Here is a 25,327-nt window from a genome sequence, read left to right as displayed (position 1 = left end):
CGGGTGTCAAACGCGAGTTTGCTTTGCATGCCCTGGCTTACAACCTGGCTCGCGCTGTAGCGCTGAGCCTTTATCATCGTCTCTGGGATCGGCTGTGGAGATGCCTGGGATTATCTTACCTAGCAACAAAGGAAATGATCGCGGCTGCCAGGGTGTGAGTGGTGATGTCGTCCAGCCTTCGACGTCGCTGAGCATCGGTTTAGTTATGAGTCGTTAGGAGATTTGCGACAACCTCTAAAGGACGAGGCTTGTGACAGCAAGCCCGGTTGACCAGGGAAAGCGGTAGCCAACTCGCTACGTTTGCAATAGGTCGTCAAGACCCACCGCCGAATGCTTCGCTCAGTTCGGCGCTCTGGAAGATCAGGATCATGCTGGCGAAAGGTAAAGCGCCGAAGGTTCTGATCGCTACCACAAGGTAGGAGCCGGTTGCAGACATTCCCGAGGGGAGACAGGTTGGAAGACCTGCGTCACCAGGCCCGTAAGAGCAATGTTTAGGAGGAGATCGCATGGCGGTGTTCGTATTGGGAAAGAACAAGCAGCCGTTGATGCCGTGTAGCGAAAAACGCGCACGGCTGCTGCTGGAGCGCGGACGGGCGGCGGTGGTGAACCTGACGCCTTTCGTGATCCGCCTGCGTGATCGCTGCCTGAGTGACTGCGCCTTGCAGCCGACGTTGCTGGGCATTGATCCGGGCAGCAAGGAAACCGGGCTGGCGCTGATGCGCCTGGAAGAAAACGCGACGGACGAGCAAGCCCCGGCAACCCGCCATGTGCTTTGCCTGTTTCAGTTGGTGCATCGGGGCTTTCAGATTCGCCAAGCCTTGGAGCAGCGTGCCGTTGGGCGCCGGTGACTCATCTGAACATGGAATTGGTGCGCTTCGATCTACAGAAGATGGAAAACCCGGAGATTTCCGGGGTCGAGTACCAGCAAGGCACCTTGCTTGGCTATGAGGTGCGTGAATACCTGCTGGAAAAATGGGGGCGTGAGTGTGCCTATTGCGGCACCGGTGATACGCCCCTGGAGATCGAGCATGTGGTAGCGAAATCTCGGGACGGCTCTAGCCGGGTGAGCAATTTGGCCATCGCCTGTCACGACTGCAACCAGGCCAAGGACAGCCAGTGGCTTGTTGATTTCTTTGCTGCCGACAAGGGACTCAAGAAACGATTGAAGGCTAATGGCCTGTCGGCCACCGTTCGGCTTGAGCGCGTCCAGCGCCAGCTCAAGTTGCCACTGCGGGACGTCACTGCTGTCAACGCCACGCGCTGGACGCTGTTTGGCACCATGAAAGCCACTGGCCTGCCCGTCGCCGTGGGCAGTGGTGGTCGCACCAAGTACAACCGTCAGCGGCTGGGCATTCCCAAGACCCATGCCCTGGATGCGGCCTGTGTCGGCAAGTTCGATACCCTGAAAGGCTGGCGGGTACCCACCCTAGTCATCAAGGCCATGGGCCGTGGCAGCTACCAGCGCACGCACCTCGACAAGTACGGCTTCCCACGGGGCTATTTGATGCGGCAGAAGCAAGTGCAGGGCTTTCAGACCGGCGATAGGGTCAGGGCGATTGTCCCGGCCGGCAAGAAGACCGGCAGCCACACGGGGCGCGTGGCGATTCGCAAGACCGGCAGTTTCAATATTCAGACCGAACAAGGCGCGGTCCAGGGGATTTCCTGGCGCCACTGCACCCTGCTGCAACGCGGTGATGGCTATGGCTACCACCCACTACCCTCCATTCAACACTAAAGGAGGCGCGGACAGGGAACCCCGCGTCGTGCGGCGCACGACGCGCTATCCCTCCCGGCGCTAAAGCAACCGGGTTTCCCGCGCAAAACGATGAAAGCAATTGATAAAGTTATTTCAGGAATCCAAACCTTGGATTTGGCTCGCGGCACAAGGCATTATCGTGAAATCACCCGAGGCGTTAATCGAGGAGGAAACATGCTGGCACTGGATAAACTGATGGCCGAGGTAGCGTCCATTGCCCAACGGGCGGGAGACGCCATCATGGCGGTTTACGCGCGTGACGACTTCGGCATTCAAAACAAGGCAGACGATAGCCCGCTCACCGAAGCCGATCTGGCGGCGCATGAGCTCATCGTCGCCGGCCTGCAAAAACTGCCGGAGCGTTTTCCCATCCTTTCCGAAGAAGATACCAGCCATTTTTCCGGCCCGGATGCCTCGGGTCGTTACTGGCTGGTCGACCCCCTGGACGGCACCAAGGAATTCATCAAACGCAACGGCGAGTTCACGGTCAACATTGCGCTTATCGAGCATGGCGAGCCCATACTCGGCGTGGTCGTCGCACCGGCACTCAAGACATGCTACCTGGGTGCGCGCAACCTAGGCGCTTTCAAGGCCGAGTCCAACGCCAAACCACAGCCAATACAGGTGGCGGGAAAACCGAAACAGGGCGAGCCGTGGCGTGTAGTATCTAGCCGATCTCACCCCAGTGATGCCTTGGCGAAGTGGCTTGAAGCGCTTGGCCCCCATGAACTGGTCTCCATGGGTAGCTCGCTGAAGCTTTGCCTGCTCGCCGAAGGCGCTGCAGACGTTTACCCTCGCTTCGGGCCGACCTGTCTATGGGACACGGCCGCCGCCCATGCGGTTCTCCAAGCGGCCGGGGGACGAGTGGAAACCTTTGACGGCCAATCGCTTGACTATGCCGACCCCAAGGACATTCTCAACCCCTATTTTCTGGCCCAAGGCCACTGAAGATACAGGCCAGCAGCACCGCCCCGCCCCGCCCATCCACTTGGTCACTGAGTGGTTTCTTTTCGACATGAAAAAACCCTTCTTGATAGAGTACCGTCACTTTATATTTTTGTATACAATGACTGTATTCAGCACATACAAAAGGAAAGAATAATGTCTAACACCCTACCCCCTCCTCGTCCTAGCGAACTGGAATTGGATGCCTTTCTGGCTCAGTACGGGGATATTTTTGAACACTCGCCCTGGGTGGCCGAAGGCGCCTGGAAACAAGGCTTTACGGCGCGGCATGACGATCCGGATGTCTTGGCGGACAGCATGGGAGCCATCCTGCAACAAGCCGATATCGATCAGCAGATTGCCGTGATTCGTGCCCACCCTGATCTGGCGGGAAAAGCAGCCCTGACAGGTGAGCTGACTCAAGACTCCACACGTGAACAAGCCGGTGCGGGGTTGGATCAATGCACCACCGCTGAATTCGAACGCTTTCAGAACCTGAACCAGGCCTATCAGGACAAGTTCGGTTTTCCGTTCGTGATCGCGGTAAAAGGGCTCGATCGGCACGCCATTCTGGATGCTTTCGAAAAACGTCTCGAAAACGACCTGGCCACTGAGCGACGCACCGCAATCGAACAGATCATCAAGATTGCGCGCTTCCGCCTGCATGTACGTGCGGGCGAGACACAGTAAGTGAGGGGATCAAGCCCGGGCTGATTTACCGCCAAGAATGGCCATCAGATCGGTATCCGCCACTCTAGGCGAGAGATCGAGCAAAGTTTCCAGGCTGTAAAGATGGTCATGTATGCAACGTCGAGCCGCTTCGGCATCACCGCAAGCCAGATGCGTCAACAGTTGGGCATGGTCGCCTTCCAGATAACAGGAAGCCAGGCTGGGGCGCTTATACAGGGCAATAACGATAGAGGTGCGTAACACCAGATCGGTAAGCATGGTGCCCAGGATACGGTTGGAGGCATGCTCGGCAAGCAGGTGATGAATGGTCAGGGAATGTTCGATGCGGGTGGGTTCGTCCCGCCGGTCATAGGCCTGTTTTTCAGCGGTGACCTGATGTTCCAACGCCGCTATGGTGGTGGCGCCGAGTTTACCGGCCTGCAGTGCCGCAATTTCACCCTCGATCAACCTGCGTGCCGAAAACGTCTCGCGGGTTTCTTCGATAGTGGGTGCCCGAACACGAGCGACCTGATTGGGGCGCTGATTGATGACATGTTCCGCAGCCAGCCGTGTCAGTGCCTTGCGCACCACTGAACGGCTGACACCGAATACCTCTCCCAGAGTGATTTCGGGCAATTTGGTATTCGGTGGCAGGCGCTGCATCAGTACCGCCGCTCGGATATGTTCAACGATGTCTTGATCGCTGACACGCCCACCCTCATTGGGTTTGCTCAGACGTTTGTTGTGCCAGCCAAGGTTCATGGTGACGCTCTCCAGATGATCCTCATCAAACTCTCGCATGTTTACCCCTGACTGACTACATCCGAGCAGTGCTTTCGAAGCGTGCTTTCGAACCATGCTTTCCAACAGCGCTTTAGCTACGCTGATGCTCGGGTTTCACATCCAGTATTTTCATGCTCCACCAGTTTTTCCAGAGCACGCAGGATGCCCGCATGATCCCAATCGGCAAGTATCGCATCTTGGGTGCCGTGCTTGACGGTTACCAGGGATTGATGCCCTATTCGATCTCTACCTGGATAGCCAGCGGATACTCAAGGCAATTGTTACCTTCACCGCCACGATCCACGACCAGAAACCAGCCTTCTCGCTCCAGAACCGATTGGATGGCATGCCAGGTACCGGCATGGTAATTGACCCCCTGGCGGCCGTCGGTCACAAAGGCGCGCACGTCTTGGCTATCGATCGCCTCACCCTTCGGCGCCACCACGATCACGAAGCGCTCTTCATGCAGCGGCATGAAGGCTTGGCTGCCCAGCGGATGGCATTCGAGAAAATCCAGCGCCAAGGGTATCTCGACCGGCTGGCTGACGAAGATATTGATCAGGGTACGCGCCTCTTCACCCAGCGTTTCGACAGGTGCCAAGTCATGATAACGACGCGTACGCCCGGCATTGATAGGAAAATAATCCGCTGTGCGCGTATCAATCACATCGCCGAAAGGCGCAAAGGCCTCCGGCGTCAATGGCTGTGCTTTCAATTCCAGCATGGGTGGCTCCTGTCTACGTATCGATGGCTTTATTGGCGACTTAGCGCGGTCCCACGCCACCCAGCTTCATGTGGCGGTTAACGTCCTTGTAGAGCAGGTAGCGAAACGGCCCTGGGCCACCGGCATAACAGGCCTGCGGGCAGAAAGCGCGCAACCACATGAAGTCGCCGGCCTCGACCTCCACCCAATCCTGATTCAGGTGATAGACCGCCTTGCCTTCGAGCACGTAAAGCCCGTGCTCCATGACATGGGTCTCATCGAAGGGGATGACCGCTCCAGGCTGGAAGGTGACAATATTGACATGCATGTCGTAGCGGACATCTTCCGGGTCGACGAAGCGCGTGGTCACCCACTTTTCATCGGTGCCCGGCATGGCCGTCGGTTCAATGTCGTTTTCATTGGTGACGAATGCCGCAGGTACCTCTATGCCTTCGACCCGCTCATAAGCCTTGCGCACCCAGTGAAAACGTACCGGCTCTTCAGACCGATTATGCGCCTGCCAGCTGGTTCCCGGGGGAAGAAAGGCATAACCGCCGGGCTGCATGAGGTGGGTTTCCCCTGCCAGGGTGAGGGTCAGTTCGCCTTCGACGATGAACAGCACACCTTCCGCCGTCGGGTCGGGTTCAGGCTTGTCGCTGCCTCCCTCGGGAGCCACTTCCATGATGTACTGGGAAAACGTTTCGGCAAACCCGGACAGCGGACGAGACAGCACCCACAGGCGGGTCTTGTCCCAGAACGGCAAGTTGCTGGTCACGATGTCGCGCATGACCCCCTTGGGGATCACGGCATAGGCTTCGGTAAACACGGCGCGATCCGACAGCAGCTGTGTCTGGGGCGGATGACCGCCTTGAGGGGCGTAATAGTTGCGCTTGGCCATCATCTTTCCTTTCCGTTCATTATTAGAAAGCATTACGTCAGAGAGCGGGATGGTGCTCGGCCCAATGACGGGCAATATCCACACGTCGCGTCACCCAGACACGCTCATGAGCCTCGATATGATCGAGAAAACGCTGCAGCGCGCGGAAGCGACCCGGGCGGCCGATCAACCGGCAATGCAAGCCGATGGAAAGCATCTTGGGTGCTTCTTCGCCTTCGGCGTACAGGACGTCGAAAGCATCGCGCAGATAACTGAAGAAGTGATCAGCGGTATTGAAGCCCTGTGGCGAGGCAAAGCGCATGTCGTTGGAGTCCAGCGTATAAGGCACCACCAGATGGGAGTGCGTCCGGCCCTGGCTGTCCTGGTCCCGCGTCCAGAACGGCAGGTCATCACCGTAATAGTCGCTGTCATACAAAAAGCCGCCCTGGTCGAGTACCAGGCGACGCGTATTGGGGCTGTCGCGGCCGGTATACCAACCCAGCGGCGTCTCGCCATAAAGGTTCTGGAATATCTCGATGGCACGCTGCATGTGCTGGCGCTCCACCGCTTCCGGCACTTCCTGATAGTTGATCCAGCGATAGCCGTGACAAGCGATCTCGTGGCCCAACTCCTTGAAGGCCTGAGCCACCTCGGGGTTACGTTCCAGGGCCATGGCCACGCCGAAGATGGTCAACGGCAAGCCGCGCCGTTCGAACTCGCGCAACACACGCCACACCCCGGCCCGTGAGCCATACTCATAGATGGATTCCATGCTCAGGTGACGGTCGGGGAAGGCGGGCGCCCCCAGTATCTCTGAAAGGAATTGCTCGGAACCGCTATCGCCGTGCAGCACCGAATTCTCTGCGCCTTCTTCATAATTCAGCACGAACTGCACGGCAATTTTCGCCTTGCCGGGCCAGTTGGCATGGGGAGGGGTGCGGCCATAGCCGATCAGGTCACGGGGGTAATCGGGCGAATGCATGTTGTAAGTTCCTTGTTGTTAAACCGCATGCCGGAGTGCATTTTGAGAAGTTCTACCGAATGCTTTGTATACAACAAGAAGATAAACTGCACTCATCTAACCTGCAAGTTTACGCGTAAGAATCGTTGACGTTGGGCAGGATCATCAAGAGTTCATGCCGAATATCTGATGCAGGTCGGGCGCTACCGCCTCTTCTTCGATGATGGAAAGCGAGGCTTCGATCTCCTCGAGATGATGATTCATGAACGCCCTGGCTTTTTCACCGTCGCCTTCGGTCAGGTAGTCGATCAGATCGTCATGGTCATGCGACTCACAACCTAGATGCCCGGCGCTCCCGTAAACCGCGAGAATCAACGATGAACGCGAGCAGAGCTGGCCGACGAATGCCGCCAGGGTAGCGTTGCCGGAAAGTTGCGCCAGACGCTCATGAAATGTCGCAGACAACTTGATCGCCGTGCTCTGCTCACCGGTTTTGAGCGCCTCCCGCTCGCGCTGGGCCATCTCGCGCAATTCGCTCACGTCCTGTGCGGTGATACGCCGCGCCACCTCCGGCATCAAGCCGCACTCGACCATTTGCCGGGCGGCGAAGACATCCCGCGCCTCACTGGCCGTCGGCCGTGTGACACTGGCGCCACGCCGCGGGGTAAGGGTTACCAGTTGCTCCAGCGCCAGGCGCTGCAAGATCTTGCGTATGCCCGTGCGGCTGATATTGAACACTTCCGTCAGGGCATCTTCTCGCAACCTGGCTCCCGGGCGCAGCTGTTGCTCGATGATGGCATCGCTGATCGATCGATAAATCACTTCATGACGCTCGGCGCCATCGCCGTTCTTGCCCATACGCCTGGGGCGCGCCTTGTTCTCCGCCTCATCCACCAGGTTCTTGTCTTGCTCCATGTCAGGCCCCCTTGTATGCCTTATTTAATCACCATTGTATACATATTGTAGGAGGACTAGCACCGAACGTCATGTGACGGAAAAATGGCCACCTCGGAAACGCACACAGCCCGCCTCATGGCGGGCTGTATGGGGTAACGACTGCAAAGAAACGTAAACGTTTTAGACGGTTACTCCGTCCAGGCTTGAATCACGGCACGCTCCTCTTCCGTCATGTTCGTCATGTTGCCCAGCGGCATGTAGCCACTCTCGACAACTTGTTGAATCCTGTCCTTCTGCAGCAGAATCTGCTCGATATCGTCGTACATCAGGCCGGCCGGCGGCGCCGAGAAACCCGGCTGTGTCGGCGACTGCGAATGACAGGCGACACAGTGCTGATCGATCAACGCCTTGACCTCGGTGATGTCCGGCCCACTTCCCGCCGTTTGGGCACCAGAGGGCGCCGAACTGGTAGCCGGCATGCCCGCCCAGAAAGCCACTAGAATCAGCGCGACACCCACCACCGGATAGGCAGGCCGTATCTTGCCCTGATGCATCAGGACGAAGTACTGACGAATCAAGGCGCCGGCAAAGATGAACAGCGTCATCAACACCCAGGCATGCTCATGGGAATAAGCGAAGGAGTAGTGGTTGCTGATCATCAGCAACACGACCGGCAAGGTGAAATAGGTATTATGTACCGATCGCTGCTTGCCACGCTTGCCGTCAAGCGGGTTGGGCGTTTCGCCCGCCTTCATCGCCTTTACCATGCGACGCTGACCCGGGATGATCCAGAAGAACACGTTGGCCGACATGGCGGTCGCCATCACGGCCCCGGTCAACAGGAAGGCGGCGCGTCCGGAGAACATCTGGGTGCTCAGGTAGGCCACCACCACCATCATGATCGCCACCGCGATACTCAAGAGGCCGTCACGTTCCATGTTGGGACTGATGCGCTTGCAGAGCTCGTTGTAAACGACCCAGCCCAGCAGCAGAAACGCCAGTGCCAGAAGATTTGCCTGCCACCCGGTCAGGTTGGCGGCCCATTCCCAGTCACTGCCGGGGTTTACCAGGTAGAAGCCCGGATTGACCATGTACAGGATGACGAATAGCGCGAAGCCGGTTAACCAGGTGGTGTAAGCCTTCCAGAATGACCAGTGCAGGTCGTTAGGCAGCTTGGCAGGTGCGGTGGCGTACTTTTGATTGTGATAGAACCCCCCACCGTGGACCGCCCACATCTCGCCGAAGACGCCTTTTTCACGGTCTTCAGCGGCCTTTGGGGGTCTCAAGCCGTTATCCAGCATCACAAAATAAATAGACTCGCCAATCCAGGCGATTGCCGCGATGACGTGCAGCCAGCGCAGCATGAAATTAGCAAATTCAATGAAATAGGCCTGCATGAGGGGAACCTCGCCTCGTTTGATTATTGCTGGACAGCCGGCCTTCAGCTACCGCGATACGTCGAGTAGGCGTAAGGCGATAGCAATAACGGCACATGATAATGCTGCGACGCATCATTGACCCCGAAGCGTAGCGGGATAACACTCAGAAAGCGCGGCTCCTCGCCTTTCACTCCCTGGCGCGCCAAGTAATCGCCTGCATGAAATACCAGTTCGTATTCACCGACTACCAGATCGTCACCTTCCAGTATCGGGGCATCGCAACGACCGTCATCATTGGTCTCGACCGTCTTGAGAAGGTGGCGCCGTTCAGCATCCAAACGATAAACCTCGATTTTAATGCCTTCTCCAGGGCGGCCCTGGGCGGTATCCAGAACATGAGTCGTAAGGCGTCCCATCGGTTTCTCCCGTGCTTGTCTGACGAAGCCACCATCGGCGGCGCATCATTGGTAACAAAGTTGTTGAGCATGCAACATAGCATTTCAATACATAATGACGACATTTTTATCTCTTTCATCACCACATTTCAAAGGTTTTTTGTATACATATCTTGTTATATTTTCTACTGAATTTTTGTGTACAGTATTATTACCATACAACAACAATGGAGAGACCTTCATGAGTAAAGCCTCAGCCTCTTCCGTCCAGCGGAAGCGAGTAAGCGAAAAGAATACCTCCCTGTTTGATTTTTATGGAAAACCGCGCTTTCTGAAGGCTCTCCCCCTCTCGCTTCAACACCTGCTGGCCATGATCGCCGGCGTGATCACGCCACCCATTATCGTGGCCGGTGTGGTGGGTGCGAGCATGGAAGAAAAACTGCTACTTATTCAGATTGCCGTCCTGGCATCTGGGGTATGTACCGTTTTCCACCTTTATGGGGTGTGGAAATTCGGGGCACGCCTGCCGGCCATCTTTGGTGTGGGCTTTGCCTATGTGCCGACGCTGGTCGCGGTGGGCGCGCAGTACGGTATTGAAGGGATACTCGGCGCCCAGCTGATCGGCGGAATGACCATGGTCGTGGTGGGCTACTTCATCCAGTATATCCGCCACCTTTTTCCGCCCGTCGTCGCCGGCACGGTGGTACTGGTCATCGGCTTGTCGCTTTACGACATTGCCATTCGCTACATGGCGGGCAGCGGCAACGTGAACGCGCCCAATTTTGGCGACCCCATCAACTGGATCGTGGCAGTGGTCACGCTGCTCACGGTATTGATCGCCGCTCAGTTCGGTAAAGGGGTGATCAAGCTTTCTGCGATCATCGTCGGCATCGTGGTGGGTTACCTGCTTGCACTCGCCCTGGGCATGGTCAGCTTCGGCAATGTGGCCAGTGCCCCCTGGATCGCCATTCCCCAGGTAATGCCTTTCGAGATGGAATTTCACGCGGCCGCCATCGCGTCGATGATCGTCATCTGCATCATCAACTCCGTACAGACCATCGGCGATTTGTCCGCCACGACCGTAGGCGGCATGAACCGTGAGCTAAAGACCAAGGAATTGACCGGCGGCTTGCTGGGCAACGGCCTGACCACCACCATCAGCTCTTTCTTCGGTGCGTTGCCGACCGCTACCTTCAGCCAGAACGTCGGTATCGTGGCGATGACCAAGGTCATCAGCCGCTACGTACTGGCGCTGGCGGGTATCTTCATGATCCTGGCCGGTCTTAGCCCGAAGTTCGGGGCCATCATGACCACCATTCCCTACCCTGTGCTGGGCGGCGCGACCATTACCGTATTTGGCATGATCACCATGACCGGCATCCAGTTACTGGTCAAAGATGAGATGTCCGCTCGCAACATGACCATCGTGGGTCTCGCCCTGGCACTGAGTCTGGGCATCGCTTCTGTCCCCTCGGCCATCGAGCAGTTCCCGGCCATGTTGAGAGACCTGATCGGCGGCGCCCCTATCGTGGTCGCTGCAATCACCGCCTTCACACTCAACATCGTATTGCCTAAGAAGTCGCTTTCGGACGAAGCAAAAGAGCGCGAGGCGATTGCCAAGGCGGATGAAGAAGCGGCCAAGGCGGAAAGCGACAAACTGAACCAGAAGCTTTCCCAAAACCAGAATCTCTCCCAAAGTAATGCCAATACCCATGCCGATTGAACCTCGAATAAGAAGCTTTAACGCTACTGCCAGCAACACCGTCAACAACAGCACCGTCAACGTCCTGAACGAAACGCGACCCAATTGGTTTTTCCCAATTGGGTCGCTTCAGTTAGAGAGATCATTTCCCGGTACGCAAGTATTCCGCATTGCATAGGCAACCTAAACACGGCATAAATGAACGCGACGCAACCTCCAGGATATGCCAATGTTTTCGCTGTTAGCATGGCCCATCAGGGTCTTGAGAGATTTTCGCCAAAGCATCGCCTATCTGACCAGCCTGATTATCCTGTTTTATCTGTCCTTGGGATTGTTTGCCGTTCTGTCACCAATAGACGAATCTCAGCTGCCCGGGTTTCTCAAACCGCTGACTTTCGACGACCCAGATACCGCCCGTACTCTGCTGGCAACCTTGGTTGGCGGCATGATCTCGCTGGTGGTATTCAGTTTCTCGATGGTCATGTCCGTTCTATCCCAGGCGGGGAGCAATTTTTCGCTGAAGTTAGTCTTTAGCCTGGTGACTGAGCGTCGTCATCAGCAGGTGCTCGGCCATTACCTGGGCACCATCCTGTTCATCCTGATTTTATTGATGGTGCCAATGGAGGGAGATACGCCGGATCTTTGGCGGTCGCTGGCGGTCAACCTGGGGGCGGGCATGGTCATTGGCTGTCTGGCCCTATTTGTGTATTTTATCCATAACGCCTCTCAGTCAGTCCAGATCAATGCCGTCACCCAAGGTTTGCACCGCTCCACGCGAGCCTCCATGGAGCGTCTCAAGACCAGACAACAGAACAAAAGCTGGCGCCACCTCTCCGCTTTTCCCGTTTCCGAAAAACCCTATCACTGGATTTATTCCGATCAGAGCGGTTATATCCAAAATGCCAATCTCGAGGAATTAGCCAAACTTGCCGAGGAAATCAACGCCGCTATACATTTGAATTTTTCCTTTGGTGATTACACGATAAAGGCGTTTCCCCTGCTCAAGGTCGAGGCCGACCAGACCCCCAGCGAGGCCTGGTGCACATCGGCATTGTCGCAGCTGGAATACGTGGAAGGAGAATCGGTCAAGAGTTTGTACGTGAACGGCCTGACGCAATTGATGGAGGTAGCCATCAAGGCGCTATCCCCAGGTATCAATGATCCTGGCACCGCCCGTTTGTGCATTCATCAAATCACTGAACTGCTGTGCCAACGCCTGTCGTTTCAGCCCAGCAACACCTTGACCGATGATCAGGGTCGCATTCGGGTAACCTGGCCGGAGGAGCGCTTCAACAGCTTGCTGTATAAGCTATTCACCCCGATTCTTTATTATGGACGCTCGGATGTGAGTATCTGTCTTTCCTTACTCAAGGCATTGAAGACACTCTCGTTGTTCGCCGAAAACGAGCAATTGGACGTCATTCAGGCCCACGCGGAGCGTGTCGTAAAAGCCCTGTCCGAGCTGCATAACGACTCCCTGGACCAGCAGTTTATTGCGGCGCGACTGAATAATGGCGAGCATCGGTTAACGTTACCCAAATCGCTCCCCCTGAACACTGCAAACTGATATTAATACTGAATACTGCGGGGCCGGTAGGCTCGATTGCCGCCTGACAGCCGGATAACCCGGCTGTCAGGTGAACAACGTCTGAAATCAAACTTCCTTGTACAGCTCCCGCCCTTGCTTCTTGAACTTCTCCGCCTGTTCCTCCATGCCTTTCATGACCGCTTCCTGGTCGCCGTCCAAGCCATGCTCCTTGGCGTAGTCACGGACTTCCTGGCTGATCTTCATCGAGCAGAATTTCGGCCCGCACATGGAACAGAAATGCGCCACCTTGGCCGAATCCTTGGGCAAGGTCTCGTCGTGGTATTCGCGGGCGGTGTCCGGATCCAGGCCCAGGTTGAACTGGTCTTCCCAGCGGAATTCGAAGCGGGCTTTCGACAGCGCATTGTCACGACGCTGGGCGGCCGGGTGGCCCTTGGCCAGGTCGGCGGCGTGGGCGGCGATCTTGTAGGTGATGATCCCGGTCTTGACGTCGTCCTTGTTGGGCAGGCCCAGGTGTTCCTTGGGGGTCACGTAGCACAGCATCGCGCAGCCGAACCAGCCGATCATCGCCGCACCGATGCCCGAGGTGATGTGGTCGTAGCCTGGGGCGATATCGGTGACCAGCGGGCCGAGGGTGTAGAACGGCGCTTCGTCGCAATACTCGAGCTGCTTGTCCATGTTCTCTTTGACCAGGTGCATGGGCACATGGCCGGGGCCTTCGATCATCACCTGAACATCGTGCTTCCAGGCAATGTGGGTTAGCTCGCCCAAGGTTTTCAGCTCGGCCATCTGGGCTTCGTCGTTGGCATCGGCGACCGAGCCCGGGCGCAGGCCGTCACCCAGCGAGAAGGCCACATCGTACTGCTTGCAGATCTCGCAGATTTCCTCGAAATGGGTGTAGAGGAAGCTTTCCTGATGGTGGAACAGGCACCACTTGGCCATGATCGAGCCGCCGCGCGAGACGATGCCGGTGACGCGCTTGGCGGTCAGCGGCACATAGCGCAACAGCACACCCGCATGAATGGTGAAGTAATCCACGCCCTGTTCGGCCTGCTCGATCAGGGTGTCGCGAAACACTTCCCAGGTCAGGTCTTCGGCAACGCCCTTGACCTTTTCCAGCGCCTGATAGATGGGCACCGTGCCGATGGGCACCGGGGCGTTACGAATGATCCACTCGCGGGTTTCATGGATATTCTGGCCGGTGGACAGGTCCATGACGGTATCCGACCCCCAGCGGATGCCCCAGGTCATCTTGTCGACTTCCTCTTCAATAGAGGAGGAAACCGCCGAGTTGCCCAGGTTACCGTTGATCTTGACCAGGAAGTTACGGCCGATGATCATCGGCTCGGATTCCGGATGATTGATATTGTTGGGAATAATCGCCCGGCCCACCGCCACTTCGGCGCGCACGAATTCTGGGGTGATCTCGTCGGGCAGGCGGGCGCCAAACCCCTGGCCGGGGTGCTGATGGCCCAGAATACGCTCGACTTCTGCGGTTCCCAATGTCTGGCGGCGCTGGTTTTCGCGAATGGCGATGAATTCCATCTCGGGGGTGATGATGCCTTGGCGAGCGTAATGCAGCTGGGTGACGTTCTTGCCCGGCTTGGCCCGGCGCGGGGTGCGCTTCAGGTCGAAACGTAACTGGGCGAGCATCGGGTCGTTGGCGCGGCGATTGCCGTATTCGCTGGTAAGGCCCTCGAGCAGCTCGGTGTCGTCACGCTCCTCGATCCAGGCCCGGCGCAGTGCCGGCAGGCCTTTGCGCAAATCGATGTTGGCGTCCGGGTCGGAGTAAGGGCCGGAGGTGTCATAGACCAGCAGCGGTGGATTCTCTTCATCGGCACCCGAGGTCTTGGTCGGTGATAGCGAAATCTCGCGAAACGGTACGCGGATATCCGGACGCGAGCCTTCGACGTAGAGCTTGCGTGAGCCGGGCAACGGCTGGATGGCGGCGCTATCGACCTGGGCGGTCTCGGCGAGAAAATTCTGGGTCTTGCTCATGGCGTCATCTCTCTTATGGTTGTGATTTCGAGGGTGAGGAATGCATCAATCGGCCTGATCCAGGCCCATTTGCCAGAAATCGATTTCCAGGCGAGTGGCATCGCGGAAGGTGGTGGATAATTCGGCAAAGCGTGCCGGCGTGACATCCGCCAAGCGTGCGTTCAACCACTCAAGCTCGGCATTCATCGCCGCCTGAAACTCATCGCTTGCGTACATGGCGATCCAGGCATCATAGGGGTTGCCCTCGCCACGCAGGGTAAATGGCTGCGCATTCAGCCAGTTGGCGATTTCGCCGTAGCCGACCAGGCAAGGGGCCAGCGCCACGTGCAAATCGAGCAGGTCGCCGCGGTTGCCGGTGTCCAGTACATAGCGCGTATAGGCAAGCGTTGCCCGGGCCTCGGGCAGCTGGGCCAGGTCATCTTCTGAAATGCCCCACTCGCGACAAAAACCCACGTGCAGGTCGAGCTCGATATCGACGATGGCCTTCAGCCCTTCGTGGGCTTGGCGCAGGTCGGCAAGCGTGCGGCTCTTGTAGGCCGCCAACGCATAGGCACGCGCAAAATGAATCAGGAACAGATAGTCCTGCTTGAGGTAATGACGAAAGGCGTTCTCGTCGAGGGAGCCGGCACCCAGAGCGCGCACGAAATCGTGCTGGAGGTAAGCCGTCCAGTCGTCTTGGCAAGCGGTAGTCAGGTCTGCGAAGCGGTAACACATGGTGCCTCCGGTTTAGATGAGATCCGGAGGTCGGGTAGGTACAAGAATGGCACGGAGGGGGAAAGAAAAGAGAGATAGGCCCGGCCAATGCTTGATCCCTACGCCGGTACCCTTCCCGAGAAGCGCTCAGGAAATTAGCCGGATCAGGTTCAACGGGACCAGCGCTTGTGGTGTGCGTATTCTTTGCAGCACACCTGCGCCATCTCAGCCGGATTCACCGGCACCCCGTCAAGCAGTTAGTCAACGCAGTGTAGGAGACGGGTGGGAGGAGATGCAACCTGCTGGTCATCTGCCCGCCGACAAACTCTGGGGCAGCCAGCTCTGGTCACCGTCCTACTGCGCCGTCAGTTGCGGGGGCGCACCGCGGGATATCGTGACGCAGTACATCACCGACCAGCAACGCCCCACCACCGAGCAAGGTGAACAACAATCGCGGCGGCTACGCCGCCGATAGCGGCCTTCCCTGGCCGAGCCGGCTTGACTCGAAGCTAAAGCAACCGAGATTGCGCCGGGGTTGGTTCAATGAAAACTTGAATACGCGAGAAATGCGTCATGACAGCTATCACAGCCACCGAGGCGCGCAGCAATCTATATCGGTTGATTGATGAAACCGCCGAGTCCCACAAACCCATCGTCATCATGGGCAAACGGAACAAGGCTGTTCTGGTGTCCGAGGAAGATTGGTCGGCCATCCAGGAAACGCTTTACCTCCTATCCGTGCCGGGTATGCGCGAGTCTATCCGTGAGGGGATGGATACCCCTGTGGATGAATGCGATGAGGAGCTGGACTGGTGGCATGGATGTTGGTTTACACCAAGCAAGCCCAGAAAGATGCAAAGAAATTGACCTCCAGCGGGCTCAAGCCAAAAGCCCGGGAATTGTTGGCGCTGATTGCGGAAGATCCCTACCGCAAGCCGCCTCCGTTTGAGAAGCTCATTGGTGATATTGCGCGGGCCTATTCACGTCGCATCAATATTCAGCACCGTGTGGTATATCAAGCGCTCGAAGAAGAGAGAGTGGTGAAAGTTCTCCGGCTTTGGAGCCACTACGAATGATGCTTGACCCGCCGCTGTTGCCGGACAATTTTTCCGCCGCTTTGTAGCTCCAAACCGACGCGTGAGCTGGACGTCAGCGCTGGTCGTAGTGCCCTCCAATGGCGAAAACATAAATGGATTTGTCGTCGAATCGGTAGATGAGCCTGTCTTTCTGTGAGATGCGCCTTGACCATAAGCCTGACAACGTGTGTTTAAGCGGTTCAGGTTTTCCGATGCCAGTTGCTGGGTCGTCAGAGCGGAGCATTTCTTTCAGCAGTTTGCAGAGTGCTTTGTGCAGCTTTTTATCGTTCTCTCGCATCTTTTCATAGGCTTCCCAAGTGCTGCCCTCAAATACCAGTGATCTCATTCATCTGCTCATCAGTAGGTTGGTATCCCTGGCCACTACCGTGAGTATCTAGAGAAGCCGCAATCTGTTGCATCAGGTCTCGGTTCTGAAGAACATGCAGGGTTTCTTGTTCTCTTTCCCAGTCCTCAGCGCTAATAACCACGAAAGCCTCTCCGGCCCGACGCGTTACCTTGAGGGGTTCGTGCCGACTAATCACTTGCTCTACAACACTTTTCAGATTGTCTCTGAATTTGTTTACACTGATGATATCCATAATTCCACCTTTACGTACGGAAACTCCGTACGACTATAGCGCCATCGCCCTGACAAGGCCAGTCAGTTCGATGCTCGCCTGTTTGACGGCTGATAGAATTTCTCAATGGCACCTATAGCCGCCCGAGAAGCCTCGGCACCTGACGCGATCTGGAATCGTCGACTAGACTGATTGTGAGTCCATCTAGTCCAGTCGAGGAGAATAATAACGTGTCCGATCAAAAGCCTACACGCCCGGAATGGGGCGCACGTACCACGCCACGCCTGCAGGGTAACGAGCACTGGTGGCCCGATCAGCTCAACCTCAACGTGCTGCACCAGAAGCACCCCGACGCTAGCCCCTTCGGTGCAGACTTCAGCTATGCCGAGGCGTTCTCGCAGCTTGACGTCGATGAACTCTCCACCGATGTCGATGCGTTGATGACCGACTCGCAGGAGTGGTGGCCCGCCGACTGGGGCCACTACGGGCCGTTCTTCATTCGCATGTCGTGGCACGCCGCCGGGACCTACCGGGCGCTTGACGGCCGTGGCGGCGGCGGCACCGGCGCGCAGCGCTTCGCTCCGCTCAACAGCTGGCCCGACAACGGCAACCTGGACAAGGCACGCCGTCTGCTCTGGCCGATCAAGAAGAAATACGGCGAGAAAATTTCCTGGGCCGACCTGATGGTCTTCGCCGGTAACCGCGCGCTGGAGACGATGGGCTTCAAGACCTTCGGTTTCGGGTTCGGCCGCTCGGACATCTGGGCGCCCGAGGACGACATCTACTGGGGTCCGGAGACCGAGTGGCTGGCGACCAACGACGAGCGCTACACCGGGAGTTGGGAGGATGGCAGTCGCGTGCTGGACAACCCGCTTGCAGCGGTCCAGATGGGGCTGATCTACGTCAACCCGGAAGGCCCCAATGGCATCCCGGACGCGATGAAGTCCGCACATGACGTCCGCGAGACCTTCGCGCGCATGGGGATGAACGACCGCGAGACCGTCGCGCTGACCGTCGGGGGTCACACCTTCGGCAAGATGCACGGCAACGGCCCCGCCGAAGCCGTCGGCGCAACGCCGGAGGAAGCCAAGGTCAACGAGATGGGGATCGGCTGGGCCAACAAGCACGAGACCGGCCTCGGTGAGTACACCATCACCTCTGGGCTCGAGGGCGCCTGGACCCCGACGCCCACCCAGTGGGACAACGCCTACCTGAACACCATCTTCGCCCATCAGTGGGAGGTCAAGAAGTCCCCCGCCGGCGCGAACCAGTGGGAGCCGGTCGAGGTCAAGGAAGGCTACTGGGTGCCCGACGCTCACGTCGAAGGCAAGAAGAACCCGCCGGTAATGACCACCGCCGACATGGCGATGATCACCGACCCCGCCTACCTCGAGATCTCCAAGGAATATCACGCGAACCCCGACGTGCTCGCCGATGCGTTTGCCCGTGCCTGGTACAAGCTGCTGCATCGCGACATGGGTCCACAAGCCCGCTATCTCGGCCCACAGGTGCCCGACGAGGTTCTCGTCTGGCAGGACCCGGTACCCAAGCACCAGGGGCCGCTGGTCAACGATGAACAGATCGCCACGCTCAAGCAGCAGATCGCCGACGCCGGCCTCACCGCCCAGCAGCTGGTGGGAACCGCCTGGGCCTCGGCCTGCACTTACCGCCAGACCGACCACCGCGGCGGGGCCAACGGTGCGCGCATTCGTCTCGAGCCGCAGGTCGGCTGGGACATCAACGTGCGCTCGGGTGTGGCGGAAGTGATCGACAAGCTCGATGAGATCAAGGACGCCTCCGAGGCGAACATCTCGCTTGCGGACATGATCGTGCTGGGCGGCAGCGTCGGGGTCGAGATGGCAGCCAAGGCGGCCGGGCATGACATCACGGTGCCGTTCACCCCGGGCCGCACCGACGCCAGCCAGGAAATGACCGAGGTCGATACCCACGCCTACCTCGAACCGAGGCACGATGCATTCCGCAACTACATGCAGGAGCAGACGACATCCATCCCCGCCGAGCACCTGATGATCGACCGGGCGTTCATGCTCAACCTCAGCGTACCGCAGATGACCGCGCTCCTCGGCGGCATGCGGGTCATCGGCACTAACGTCGGTAATAACGATGAAGGGGTTCTCACCGACCGTCCCGGCCAGCTGACCAACGACTTCTTCGTCAATCTTGTCGACATGGGCACCGTCTGGGCGCCGATCGACGAGAGCGAGGAGCGCTTCGAGGGCCGGGATCGTGCGACGGGCGAGAAGAAATGGAACGCGACACGCGTCGATCTCGTCTACGGTTCCAACTCGCAGCTGCGCGCCATCGCGGAGGAGTACGCCGCAAACGGTGGTGAGGAGAGAATGCTCGATCGCTTCGTCAAGGGCTGGGTCAAGGTCATGGAGAACGACCGCTTCGACCTGCACCGCTGAGTGTCAGGCCCGCGAGGGAACGCGGGCCGCTGCTTTTGAATTACACCCCGAAGGTTGGACGCCCCAACCTTCGGGGTGTTTTATGTTTTAGTCTAGCTAAAACACACTTCAATCCAGGCCCCCAAAACGCTGGTAAAAGCTGGACGTAGGCGCGGGCAAGGGGCCTTCGGCGGTTTCCAGGTGCTTGTCCAGCCAGCTTTCCGCTCGCTGATGAATCGCACGGTATATGTTTCGGCACAGCTGAAAGGCATTGCGCCCTTCCCAAGCGGCAGGGAGCAATTCGTCCGGAAGTTGAGGGTCGCGAAGCTGAACCTTGCGGTATTCATGAATCAACAGGATACGCGCGATAAAGCACTCTTCTTCACTCAGCGCATTATCTTCATTGGCCAGGGCACGCCATAAAGGACGAAACTTATCCAGAAAGACCTTATAGCTTTGCGATAAGTCATCGAGGTTCCAGCTTTCTCTAACCTGAAGCCTCAAGGGCTTTCTTACCATGGGCGTCAGCGGCTCGGTCTGCATGATAATGGTATCTTCGGCAGCCCCCATTTCCTGCAGTACCGCAATCGTTTCATTTCGGCTAAGCGTGGGATGCGCGAGAATCCCCGGACAAAAGCTGCCGAACCCGAGCCATTCCAGTTCATCACGCACTTTCTGACGTATCCCGGGCTCCAGCTGGGTCAGCATGGCCAATGTCCATTTACCCATCCATTGGATTTGCTGGCCGTGGTAAACCCGCTTGAAGGCTTGTTCGAAACGACGCCGTCCGGCATTGCTCAGGCTGTAGTAACTGCGCCGCCCGACCTTTTCGCCTTGCAGCCAGGTATCCTGGGTCAGCCGATAAACGGAGGTTCTTACCAGGCGTTCGTTAATGCCGATGGGTTCCAGCAGTTGATATAAACTACCCAGCCAGACAGTGCCTCCACGCGGGACAATCGCATCGCCGTAAACGGTAATGATCAGAGAGCCGGCGCGAATCGGGCGACGTGCCTGGAAGTTGCAGACGAGTTCCGCAACACAGTCAGAAGCAAGCGACATGGTGGTATTGAGCCCCTGTGCGGCAATTCCGTGGGTGTTGAACGTTGGCAGCAAAGGCGCACATGCTACACAAAGGAGATATATCACGCCATAAAAGGCGCCGTGACGCTCCCGCCGGTAAGCGGAAACGGCACGGCTCTTCCAGCGTCTAGTCTAGCTTGGCGCAGCGCTCCCCTCAGGGTAAATGGGAGCGCTTCGGCTAGGTGGCTCAGGAGGCCTGGCGACGCAGCCGCGGGCTGGCCAACTCGCCCACCAAGGTAATCAGCACCAGAAGCGCCAGCAGCCAAGGCCACTGGGTGGCTATCTGGAGTGTGGCAAGGCCCAGCGCATCGATGAAAATCAACACGATGCCCAACGGGCTGACGTAACGCACCATGAACAGCCACAGCGCATGCTGGGTGCGGCTGAGCCCCAACTCTTCCCGGAAGATTTCGTTACGCAGCAGAAAGCCTGCCATCAAGGCCATGCCCAGGCCACCCAACGGCATCATCCAGCGAGAGGTCAGGTAATCCAGCCAGTCGAAGAAGTTGCGCCCCGCCAGCGTCCAGTCGGCACCCAGGTTGAACGACAGCATCGCCAGGGTACTGACCAGCCACAGCACGATACCCACACCCCAGGAAGCTTTTTCCCGCGTCATGCCCTTGCTGTCAGTGAGCCAGGCCACCGTGGCTTCGATCATCGAAATCGAGGAGGTGAGTGCGGCCATCGCAAGCATCAAGAAGAACAGGATGCCGAACAAGGTGCCAAACGGCATCGCCTGGAAGGCCAGCGGCAGGCTCATGAAGATCAGCCCCGGCCCAGCACCCGGGCTCATTCCATTGGCGAAAATGATCGGGAAGATCGCCAGGCCCGCCATCAGCGCCACGACGGTATCGGCAATCGCCACGCTGAACGTGGTGCGCGCGATGGAGTGACCCGCCGGCAAGTAAGAGCCGTAGGTCAGGATCGCCCCGGACGCCAGCGACAGGGTGAAAAAGGCATGGCCCAGCGCCGCGAGCAGGCCTTCACTGCTCAGGCCTTCGGTGTTGAAGGAAAACAGGAACGACCACGCCTCGCCGAAGCCGCCGGAAAAGGCGCCGTAGCCGATCAGAATACCCAGCATGATCACCATGCCCGGCATCATCCAGCTGACGCTTCTCTCTATACCGGCTTGCACGCCCTTGCCCACGATCAGCATGGTCAACACCGTGACCAGCGTACTCCAGGCGCCCAGATTGAAGGGGTTGGCGTTATTGGCCGCGAAAATCGCCGCCATGTCATCGACGCTGGTACCCGCCAGCCCACCACTGAGCATTTTCCATAGATAGGAAAACGCCCAGCCGGCGACCACCACGTAGAAAGACAGGATCATGAAACCGCACAACATGGCCATCCAGCCGAAGATCGACCAGAAACTGCCATGGCCCGACTCATTCACCACACGGCGGATAGCGTCAACCGGGCTACCCCGGCCACGGCGACCGAAGCTGATTTCAGCCATCATGATGGGCACCCCTACCGCCAGAATGCAGGCCAGATAGACCAGCACGAAGGCACCGCCACCGAATTCACCGGTGATGTAGGGAAACTTCCAGATATTACCCAGACCCACTGCGGAACCAGTGGCAGCCAGCACAAACCCCCAGCGGCCCAGCCACAGCGTCTTGGTGGGCGTATTCGTCGTCGTCATCGGGAAAACCTTATAGATTTAATTGTTTTTTAGGTTATTTTTTCTAGACAGCAAAAACAACCAATAAAGAGCAGATTGGTTGCATGAAAAGACCGCCCTACCAAGGCGGTCCAGGCTTTTAATCGTTGAGCACACCACGGCGAATCTGGTCTTCCTCGATCGATTCGAACAGGGCCTTGAAGTTGCCTTCACCGAAGCCGTCGTTGCCCTTGCGTTGGATGATCTCGAAGAAGATCGGGCCAATCACCGTCTCGGTGAAGATCTGCAGCAGCACGCCCTCGTCGGGACCGCCGTCGACCAGCAGGCTCAGCTCGCGCAGGTCTTCCACGTTTTCCTCGTGGTTGGGCACGCGCTGATCGATCTTCTCGTAGTAGGTGTCCGGCGTGGACAGGAAGGTCACGCCATTTTCGCGCAGCGCACGCACCGTGGCGTAGATATCGTCGGTGGACATGGCCAGGTGCTGGATGCCCTCGCCGTTGTACTCGCGCAGGAATTCAGCGATCTGGGAGTTATCGTCGGCGGATTCGTTGATCGGGATGTGCATCTTGCCGCAGGGCGCGGTCATGGCACGGGAATGCAGGCCGGTCTTCTTGCCCTTGATATCGAAATAGCGGTTCTCGCGGAAGTTGGCGATATCGATGTAGAAGTTGGCCCAGACGTCCATCTGGCCGCGATCGACGTTGTGCGTCAGGTGATCGAGCACCTTGAGGCCGACGCTATTATCGCTGGGCGAACGACCGGGGATCGCCTCGAAGTCGATGTCATAGATGGTACGGCCCTGGTCGTCGACCTTGTTGTCGACGAAATACAGCAGCGAACCACCGATACCGCACACCGCGGGAATGCCTATCTCGCCGGGGCCGACCGGGTTCTCCACCGGCTCGGCGCCCTGGGCCACGGCATGCTCGAAGGCCTGCTGGGCATCCGCCACCTTCCAGGCCATGGCGCAGGCGCTGGGGCCGTGCACCTTGGCGAACGTCGCGGCATGGCTGTCCGGTTCGGCGTTGAGCACGAAGTTGACGCCGTCCTGCTGGAACAGAAAGACCTGCTTGGAACGGTGCTTGCGCGTTTCGGTGAACCCCATCTGGTTGAACAGCTTGCGCAGGTTCTCGATACCGTCGCTGGTCGGCGCGGTGTATTCAACGAACTCGAAACCGTTGGTGCCGATGGGGTTTTGCGTAGACAGGGGTGTGGTTGCTGGGGCGTTCATAATAAGCCTCTAGACGGATAATTGTTTTTCAAGAAGGCCGACCAACCGCGGTCAACCCAGTGGTAAAGAGTCTAGGGGGCTAGGCATGTGCCGGGAATGGGGTCAAAGCGCCTTCATGGCAGCGCCAGGCGTGCGGGCGCGCCACTATCGTAAAGAAAACGTTACACCTGAGACCGAGTGCTGAGCGATGGGTGCCAGGCGTTGCATTTTGCTGACACCCCGTAAAGAAAACGTGACGGGCAATTCAATCGTCCTGCCCACCAATGCCGTAACGCTTGAGCTTGTTGGCAATCGTGGTGTGCGAAACCCCTAACCGCTTCCCCAGCTGGCGGCTGGAAGGGTACTGCCGATACAGGGTACTCAGGACACGCTTTTCCACATCCCCCAGAATATCGCTCAGGCTTCCTTCCAGCGCAATGCCGGCAAGTTCAGGCACTTCTTCGCTTTGCGGAAGTCGCAGGTGAAGCGGCTGAATGACCTTCTCCTCGCACAGCGACACCGCCTGGAACAGGACGTTTTCCAGCTGGCGGACATTGCCCGGCCAATCGTAGTGAGCGAGCTTTTCCAGGGCCGCAGGCGAAAGGCCGGGCAAGGGGCAGCCGATCTGACGCGCGGCACGATCCAGAAAGTAGGCCGCCAGCTCCTCGATGCCGTCCAGGCATTCGCGTAACGGCGGCACCTGCAGCGAGAGCACATTGAGCCGATGGTAAAGATCGGGCCGAAACAGCCCTTCGGTGCAAAGTTGCGGCAAGTTCTGCTGAGTGGCGCAGATCACTCGCACATCGAGATAGGTTTCCTCGTCGCTGCCCACGCGACGAAAGCCGCCGTCCTGGAGAAAGCGCAGCAGCTTGGTCTGCAAGCGCGGGCTCATTTCGCCGACTTCATCGAGAAAGATGGTGCCGCCTTCGGTGAGTTCCAGAAGGCCCAACTTGCCTTCAGGCCGCGCCCCTTCGAAGGCGCCCGGGGCGTAACCGAACAATTCGGTCTCGGCCATCGACTCGGGAAGTCCTGCGCAGTTGAGCACCATGAACGGTGCCTGCCCACGCGGGCTTGCCAGATGGCAGGCCCTGGCGACCAGCTCTTTCCCGGTACCGGTTTCACCCACGATCAACAGGGGCGCATCCAGCGGCGCCATGCGCCGCGCCTCATGGATCAAGGCTTCCAGGCGTGGGCTCGACTGAAAGATCGCCTCGAAGCCGCGCAATTCCTGACGCTGTACCTGATAGATACGCGCGCCGATACGGTCGGCGCGGTGCAAGGTCATGACCGCCCCGGCCAGGGAAGCCACATCATTTTTTTCGCTATGCAACGGGGCGATATCGGCAAGGTAGGTATCGCCTTTCAACTTGATGCGCAGCCCGTTGATGCGTGAGTTGTTGCGCCGAATCAGGTCGGGAAGGTTCAGATCTTCCAGGTAACGATCCAGCGACAGCCCCGGCACTTCGTCGATGCGCACCCCCAGCATCTGTACGGCGGTGCGATTGGCGGCGACGATGCGCCCCTGCATGTCGATCGACATCACCGGATCGGAAAGCGACGAAAGCAGCGCATCCAATTCCAGGTGGCGACGCTCGCTGGGCATCAGGCTGACACGCTTGACGCCGAATACCCCGGGGATTGCGTCCAAAGCAGGCTTTAACGTGGCCAGCTGTGCATTGAGCAATTGCGGCACATACAGATAGATGGTGTTGCCGTGATCCCCACCCACTTCGCCCCGCGCCACATTGACGCGGTAATCGGCGAACTGGGCCACGATATCGCGAAGAATTCCGATTCGATTCTGGCAGTGAAACTTAAGGCGCATAGGTACCTCGAGGCGCAGGACGAGCGTGCGGCATTCGTGTAACGATATTTTGACACTTCACCGCGCCAAAGGCACACACCTATGCATCAGGTCCCGACCTAGGAGACTGTCGGATTAAGGGGCGCGAATCGCAGAAGCAGCGTCCCTTCGTTGGTTTTTCCGCAGGGTAGGCGATCCTGCGGTTGGAAAGGTGCTTTCGCCTTCTACAGCCTTGTCTTG

At 58.1% G+C, this 25,327-nt stretch carries 25 protein-coding genes, 1 pseudogene and 1 riboswitch; of the genes and pseudogenes, 10 read left to right on the top strand and 16 right to left on the bottom strand.

Features of this window, described 5'->3' with window-relative positions:
* Nucleotides 1–313 precede the first annotated feature (313 nt).
* A complete protein-coding gene (locus DU506_RS22590) occupies nucleotides 314–436 on the bottom strand; it encodes a hypothetical protein (protein ID WP_268877341.1) in 123 nt (40 codons plus the stop codon).
* A gap of 70 nt (nucleotides 437–506) precedes the next feature.
* Here DU506_RS22590 and DU506_RS22295 point away from each other — a divergent pair.
* The 4 genes and pseudogenes from DU506_RS22295 to uraD form a co-directional block, all read left to right on the top strand.
* Nucleotides 507–871 (top strand): annotated as a pseudogene (locus DU506_RS22295) (RRXRR domain-containing protein); the annotation flags it as partial.
* Nucleotides 860–1,735, top strand: coding sequence for an RNA-guided endonuclease IscB (iscB, locus tag DU506_RS17700; RefSeq protein ID WP_235825761.1), 876 nt, complete (start codon nucleotides 860–862; stop codon nucleotides 1,733–1,735). The pseudogene DU506_RS22295 and the gene iscB, both read left to right, overlap by 12 nt.
* 195 nt (nucleotides 1,736–1,930) lie before the next feature.
* The gene (gene cysQ / locus DU506_RS17695) at nucleotides 1,931–2,704 is read left to right on the top strand and encodes a 3'(2'),5'-bisphosphate nucleotidase CysQ (protein WP_114488203.1); all 774 of its coding nucleotides are present in this window, start codon (nucleotides 1,931–1,933) and stop codon (nucleotides 2,702–2,704) included.
* Between the two features lie 153 nt (nucleotides 2,705–2,857).
* Nucleotides 2,858–3,391 (top strand): 2-oxo-4-hydroxy-4-carboxy-5-ureidoimidazoline decarboxylase, encoded by a 534-nt coding sequence (uraD, locus tag DU506_RS17690; protein WP_114488202.1) that lies wholly within the window; start codon nucleotides 2,858–2,860, stop codon nucleotides 3,389–3,391.
* Nucleotides 3,392–3,400: 9 nt separating this feature from the next.
* Here uraD and DU506_RS17685 read toward each other — a convergent pair whose 3' ends face one another.
* The 7 genes from DU506_RS17685 to uraH form a co-directional block, all read right to left on the bottom strand.
* Nucleotides 3,401–4,132 carry a GntR family transcriptional regulator gene (locus tag DU506_RS17685; protein ID WP_114488206.1) on the bottom strand — a complete coding sequence of 244 codons (732 nt, stop codon included), beginning with the start codon at nucleotides 4,130–4,132 and terminating at the stop codon, nucleotides 3,401–3,403.
* A 256-nt stretch (nucleotides 4,133–4,388) separates the two neighbouring features.
* On the bottom strand, nucleotides 4,389–4,877 hold the full coding sequence (locus tag DU506_RS17680; protein WP_114488201.1) for an ureidoglycolate lyase: 489 nt from the start codon (nucleotides 4,875–4,877) through the stop codon (nucleotides 4,389–4,391).
* Between the two features lie 40 nt (nucleotides 4,878–4,917).
* The gene (locus DU506_RS17675; protein ID WP_114488200.1) at nucleotides 4,918–5,754 is read right to left on the bottom strand and encodes a bifunctional allantoicase/(S)-ureidoglycine aminohydrolase; all 837 of its coding nucleotides are present in this window, start codon (nucleotides 5,752–5,754) and stop codon (nucleotides 4,918–4,920) included.
* A gap of 37 nt (nucleotides 5,755–5,791) precedes the next feature.
* Entirely contained in the window at nucleotides 5,792–6,715 is a 924-nt protein-coding gene (puuE, locus tag DU506_RS17670; protein WP_114488199.1) for an allantoinase PuuE, read from the bottom strand.
* 144 nt (nucleotides 6,716–6,859) lie between these two features.
* Complete coding sequence (locus DU506_RS17665; protein ID WP_114488205.1) at nucleotides 6,860–7,552, bottom strand: GntR family transcriptional regulator; 693 nt, start codon at nucleotides 7,550–7,552, stop codon at nucleotides 6,860–6,862.
* Between the two features lie 227 nt (nucleotides 7,553–7,779).
* Nucleotides 7,780–8,988: a urate hydroxylase PuuD gene (locus DU506_RS17660; RefSeq protein ID WP_114488198.1), complete on the bottom strand. Its 1,209-nt coding sequence runs from the start codon at nucleotides 8,986–8,988 to the stop codon at nucleotides 7,780–7,782.
* A 44-nt stretch (nucleotides 8,989–9,032) separates the two neighbouring features.
* Nucleotides 9,033–9,386 carry a hydroxyisourate hydrolase gene (gene uraH / locus DU506_RS17655; RefSeq protein WP_114488197.1) on the bottom strand — a complete coding sequence of 118 codons (354 nt, stop codon included), beginning with the start codon at nucleotides 9,384–9,386 and terminating at the stop codon, nucleotides 9,033–9,035.
* Between the two features lie 220 nt (nucleotides 9,387–9,606).
* On the opposite strand from uraH, the gene DU506_RS17650 reads away from it, so the two are divergent.
* On the top strand, nucleotides 9,607–11,088 hold the full coding sequence (locus DU506_RS17650; RefSeq protein WP_114488196.1) for a uracil-xanthine permease family protein: 1,482 nt from the start codon (nucleotides 9,607–9,609) through the stop codon (nucleotides 11,086–11,088).
* Nucleotides 11,089–11,296: 208 nt separating this feature from the next.
* Complete coding sequence (locus tag DU506_RS17645) at nucleotides 11,297–12,634, top strand: DUF2254 domain-containing protein (RefSeq protein WP_181870802.1); 1,338 nt, start codon at nucleotides 11,297–11,299, stop codon at nucleotides 12,632–12,634.
* 87 nt (nucleotides 12,635–12,721) lie between these two features.
* Here the strand turns inward: DU506_RS17645 and thiC are convergent, their stop codons facing one another.
* Both thiC and tenA read right to left on the bottom strand, forming a co-directional pair.
* Complete coding sequence (gene thiC / locus DU506_RS17640; RefSeq protein WP_114488194.1) at nucleotides 12,722–14,611, bottom strand: phosphomethylpyrimidine synthase ThiC; 1,890 nt, start codon at nucleotides 14,609–14,611, stop codon at nucleotides 12,722–12,724.
* A 45-nt stretch (nucleotides 14,612–14,656) separates the two neighbouring features.
* Nucleotides 14,657–15,325 carry a thiaminase II gene (gene tenA / locus DU506_RS17635; protein ID WP_114488193.1) on the bottom strand — a complete coding sequence of 223 codons (669 nt, stop codon included), beginning with the start codon at nucleotides 15,323–15,325 and terminating at the stop codon, nucleotides 14,657–14,659.
* A 78-nt stretch (nucleotides 15,326–15,403) separates the two neighbouring features.
* Nucleotides 15,404–15,563, bottom strand: a riboswitch (TPP riboswitch).
* A 33-nt stretch (nucleotides 15,564–15,596) separates the two neighbouring features.
* On the opposite strand from tenA, the gene DU506_RS17630 reads away from it, so the two are divergent.
* From DU506_RS17630 to DU506_RS17620, 3 genes are all read left to right on the top strand, one after another.
* Complete coding sequence (locus tag DU506_RS17630) at nucleotides 15,597–15,779, top strand: transposase (RefSeq protein ID WP_268877340.1); 183 nt, start codon at nucleotides 15,597–15,599, stop codon at nucleotides 15,777–15,779.
* A 98-nt stretch (nucleotides 15,780–15,877) separates the two neighbouring features.
* Entirely contained in the window at nucleotides 15,878–16,171 is a 294-nt protein-coding gene (locus tag DU506_RS17625; protein ID WP_114488192.1) for a type II toxin-antitoxin system Phd/YefM family antitoxin, read from the top strand.
* Nucleotides 16,117–16,380, top strand: coding sequence for a Txe/YoeB family addiction module toxin (locus DU506_RS17620; protein ID WP_114488191.1), 264 nt, complete (start codon nucleotides 16,117–16,119; stop codon nucleotides 16,378–16,380). Before DU506_RS17625 ends, DU506_RS17620 begins: the two co-directional genes overlap by 55 nt.
* A 73-nt stretch (nucleotides 16,381–16,453) precedes the next feature.
* On the opposite strand, the gene DU506_RS17615 is transcribed toward DU506_RS17620, so the two are convergent.
* Both DU506_RS17615 and DU506_RS17610 read right to left on the bottom strand, forming a co-directional pair.
* Nucleotides 16,454–16,726: a Txe/YoeB family addiction module toxin gene (locus tag DU506_RS17615; protein WP_114488190.1), complete on the bottom strand. Its 273-nt coding sequence runs from the start codon at nucleotides 16,724–16,726 to the stop codon at nucleotides 16,454–16,456.
* The gene (locus DU506_RS17610; RefSeq protein WP_114488189.1) at nucleotides 16,707–16,979 is read right to left on the bottom strand and encodes a type II toxin-antitoxin system Phd/YefM family antitoxin; all 273 of its coding nucleotides are present in this window, start codon (nucleotides 16,977–16,979) and stop codon (nucleotides 16,707–16,709) included. The genes DU506_RS17615 and DU506_RS17610 overlap by 20 nt, the downstream gene beginning before the upstream one ends.
* Before the next feature lie 209 nt (nucleotides 16,980–17,188).
* Between DU506_RS17610 and katG the strand changes: the two genes are divergently transcribed.
* Entirely contained in the window at nucleotides 17,189–19,387 is a 2,199-nt protein-coding gene (katG, locus tag DU506_RS17605) for a catalase/peroxidase HPI (RefSeq protein WP_114488188.1), read from the top strand.
* A gap of 108 nt (nucleotides 19,388–19,495) precedes the next feature.
* On the opposite strand, the gene paaX is transcribed toward katG, so the two are convergent.
* The 4 genes from paaX to DU506_RS17585 form a co-directional block, all read right to left on the bottom strand.
* Nucleotides 19,496–20,425 carry a phenylacetic acid degradation operon negative regulatory protein PaaX gene (paaX, locus tag DU506_RS17600; protein ID WP_114488204.1) on the bottom strand — a complete coding sequence of 310 codons (930 nt, stop codon included), beginning with the start codon at nucleotides 20,423–20,425 and terminating at the stop codon, nucleotides 19,496–19,498.
* A 208-nt stretch (nucleotides 20,426–20,633) separates the two neighbouring features.
* Nucleotides 20,634–22,094: a sodium-dependent transporter gene (locus DU506_RS17595; RefSeq protein ID WP_114488187.1), complete on the bottom strand. Its 1,461-nt coding sequence runs from the start codon at nucleotides 22,092–22,094 to the stop codon at nucleotides 20,634–20,636.
* A gap of 118 nt (nucleotides 22,095–22,212) precedes the next feature.
* On the bottom strand, nucleotides 22,213–23,304 hold the full coding sequence (gene hppD, locus DU506_RS17590) for a 4-hydroxyphenylpyruvate dioxygenase (RefSeq protein WP_114488186.1): 1,092 nt from the start codon (nucleotides 23,302–23,304) through the stop codon (nucleotides 22,213–22,215).
* A 244-nt stretch (nucleotides 23,305–23,548) separates the two neighbouring features.
* Nucleotides 23,549–25,108 carry a sigma-54-dependent transcriptional regulator gene (locus tag DU506_RS17585; RefSeq protein ID WP_114488185.1) on the bottom strand — a complete coding sequence of 520 codons (1,560 nt, stop codon included), beginning with the start codon at nucleotides 25,106–25,108 and terminating at the stop codon, nucleotides 23,549–23,551.
* Nucleotides 25,109–25,327: the final 219 nt, after the last annotated feature.

Source organism: Vreelandella rituensis, assembly GCF_003336665.1.
Classification (GTDB): Bacteria; Pseudomonadota; Gammaproteobacteria; order Pseudomonadales; family Halomonadaceae; genus Vreelandella; species Vreelandella rituensis.
This window is presented reverse-complemented; position numbering and strand designations above follow the sequence as displayed.

Excerpts from the sequence above, each read along its gene's own strand:
- DU506_RS22590 (WP_268877341.1), bottom strand. The coding sequence starts at position 436 with ATGTCTGCAACCGGCTCCTACCTTGTGGTAGCGATCAGAACCTTCGGC.
- iscB (WP_235825761.1), top strand. The coding sequence starts at position 860 with ATGGAATTGGTGCGCTTCGATCTACAGAAGATGGAAAACCCGGAGATT.
- cysQ (WP_114488203.1), top strand. The coding sequence starts at position 1,931 with ATGCTGGCACTGGATAAACTGATGGCCGAGGTAGCGTCCATTGCCCAA.
- uraD (WP_114488202.1), top strand. The coding sequence starts at position 2,858 with ATGTCTAACACCCTACCCCCTCCTCGTCCTAGCGAACTGGAATTGGAT.
- DU506_RS17685 (WP_114488206.1), bottom strand. The coding sequence starts at position 4,132 with ATGAACCTTGGCTGGCACAACAAACGTCTGAGCAAACCCAATGAGGGT.
- DU506_RS17680 (WP_114488201.1), bottom strand. The coding sequence starts at position 4,877 with ATGCTGGAATTGAAAGCACAGCCATTGACGCCGGAGGCCTTTGCGCCT.
- DU506_RS17675 (WP_114488200.1), bottom strand. The coding sequence starts at position 5,754 with ATGGCCAAGCGCAACTATTACGCCCCTCAAGGCGGTCATCCGCCCCAG.
- puuE (WP_114488199.1), bottom strand. The coding sequence starts at position 6,715 with ATGCATTCGCCCGATTACCCCCGTGACCTGATCGGCTATGGCCGCACC.
- DU506_RS17665 (WP_114488205.1), bottom strand. The coding sequence starts at position 7,552 with ATGGGCAAGAACGGCGATGGCGCCGAGCGTCATGAAGTGATTTATCGA.
- DU506_RS17660 (WP_114488198.1), bottom strand. The coding sequence starts at position 8,988 with ATGCAGGCCTATTTCATTGAATTTGCTAATTTCATGCTGCGCTGGCTG.
- uraH (WP_114488197.1), bottom strand. The coding sequence starts at position 9,386 with ATGGGACGCCTTACGACTCATGTTCTGGATACCGCCCAGGGCCGCCCT.
- DU506_RS17650 (WP_114488196.1), top strand. The coding sequence starts at position 9,607 with ATGAGTAAAGCCTCAGCCTCTTCCGTCCAGCGGAAGCGAGTAAGCGAA.
- DU506_RS17645 (WP_181870802.1), top strand. The coding sequence starts at position 11,297 with ATGTTTTCGCTGTTAGCATGGCCCATCAGGGTCTTGAGAGATTTTCGC.
- thiC (WP_114488194.1), bottom strand. The coding sequence starts at position 14,611 with ATGAGCAAGACCCAGAATTTTCTCGCCGAGACCGCCCAGGTCGATAGC.
- tenA (WP_114488193.1), bottom strand. The coding sequence starts at position 15,325 with ATGTGTTACCGCTTCGCAGACCTGACTACCGCTTGCCAAGACGACTGG.
- DU506_RS17630 (WP_268877340.1), top strand. The coding sequence starts at position 15,597 with ATGCAACCTGCTGGTCATCTGCCCGCCGACAAACTCTGGGGCAGCCAG.
- DU506_RS17625 (WP_114488192.1), top strand. The coding sequence starts at position 15,878 with ATGACAGCTATCACAGCCACCGAGGCGCGCAGCAATCTATATCGGTTG.
- DU506_RS17615 (WP_114488190.1), bottom strand. The coding sequence starts at position 16,726 with ATGAGATCACTGGTATTTGAGGGCAGCACTTGGGAAGCCTATGAAAAG.
- DU506_RS17610 (WP_114488189.1), bottom strand. The coding sequence starts at position 16,979 with ATGGATATCATCAGTGTAAACAAATTCAGAGACAATCTGAAAAGTGTT.
- paaX (WP_114488204.1), bottom strand. The coding sequence starts at position 20,425 with ATGTCGCTTGCTTCTGACTGTGTTGCGGAACTCGTCTGCAACTTCCAG.
- DU506_RS17595 (WP_114488187.1), bottom strand. The coding sequence starts at position 22,094 with ATGACGACGACGAATACGCCCACCAAGACGCTGTGGCTGGGCCGCTGG.
- hppD (WP_114488186.1), bottom strand. The coding sequence starts at position 23,304 with ATGAACGCCCCAGCAACCACACCCCTGTCTACGCAAAACCCCATCGGC.
- DU506_RS17585 (WP_114488185.1), bottom strand. The coding sequence starts at position 25,108 with ATGCGCCTTAAGTTTCACTGCCAGAATCGAATCGGAATTCTTCGCGAT.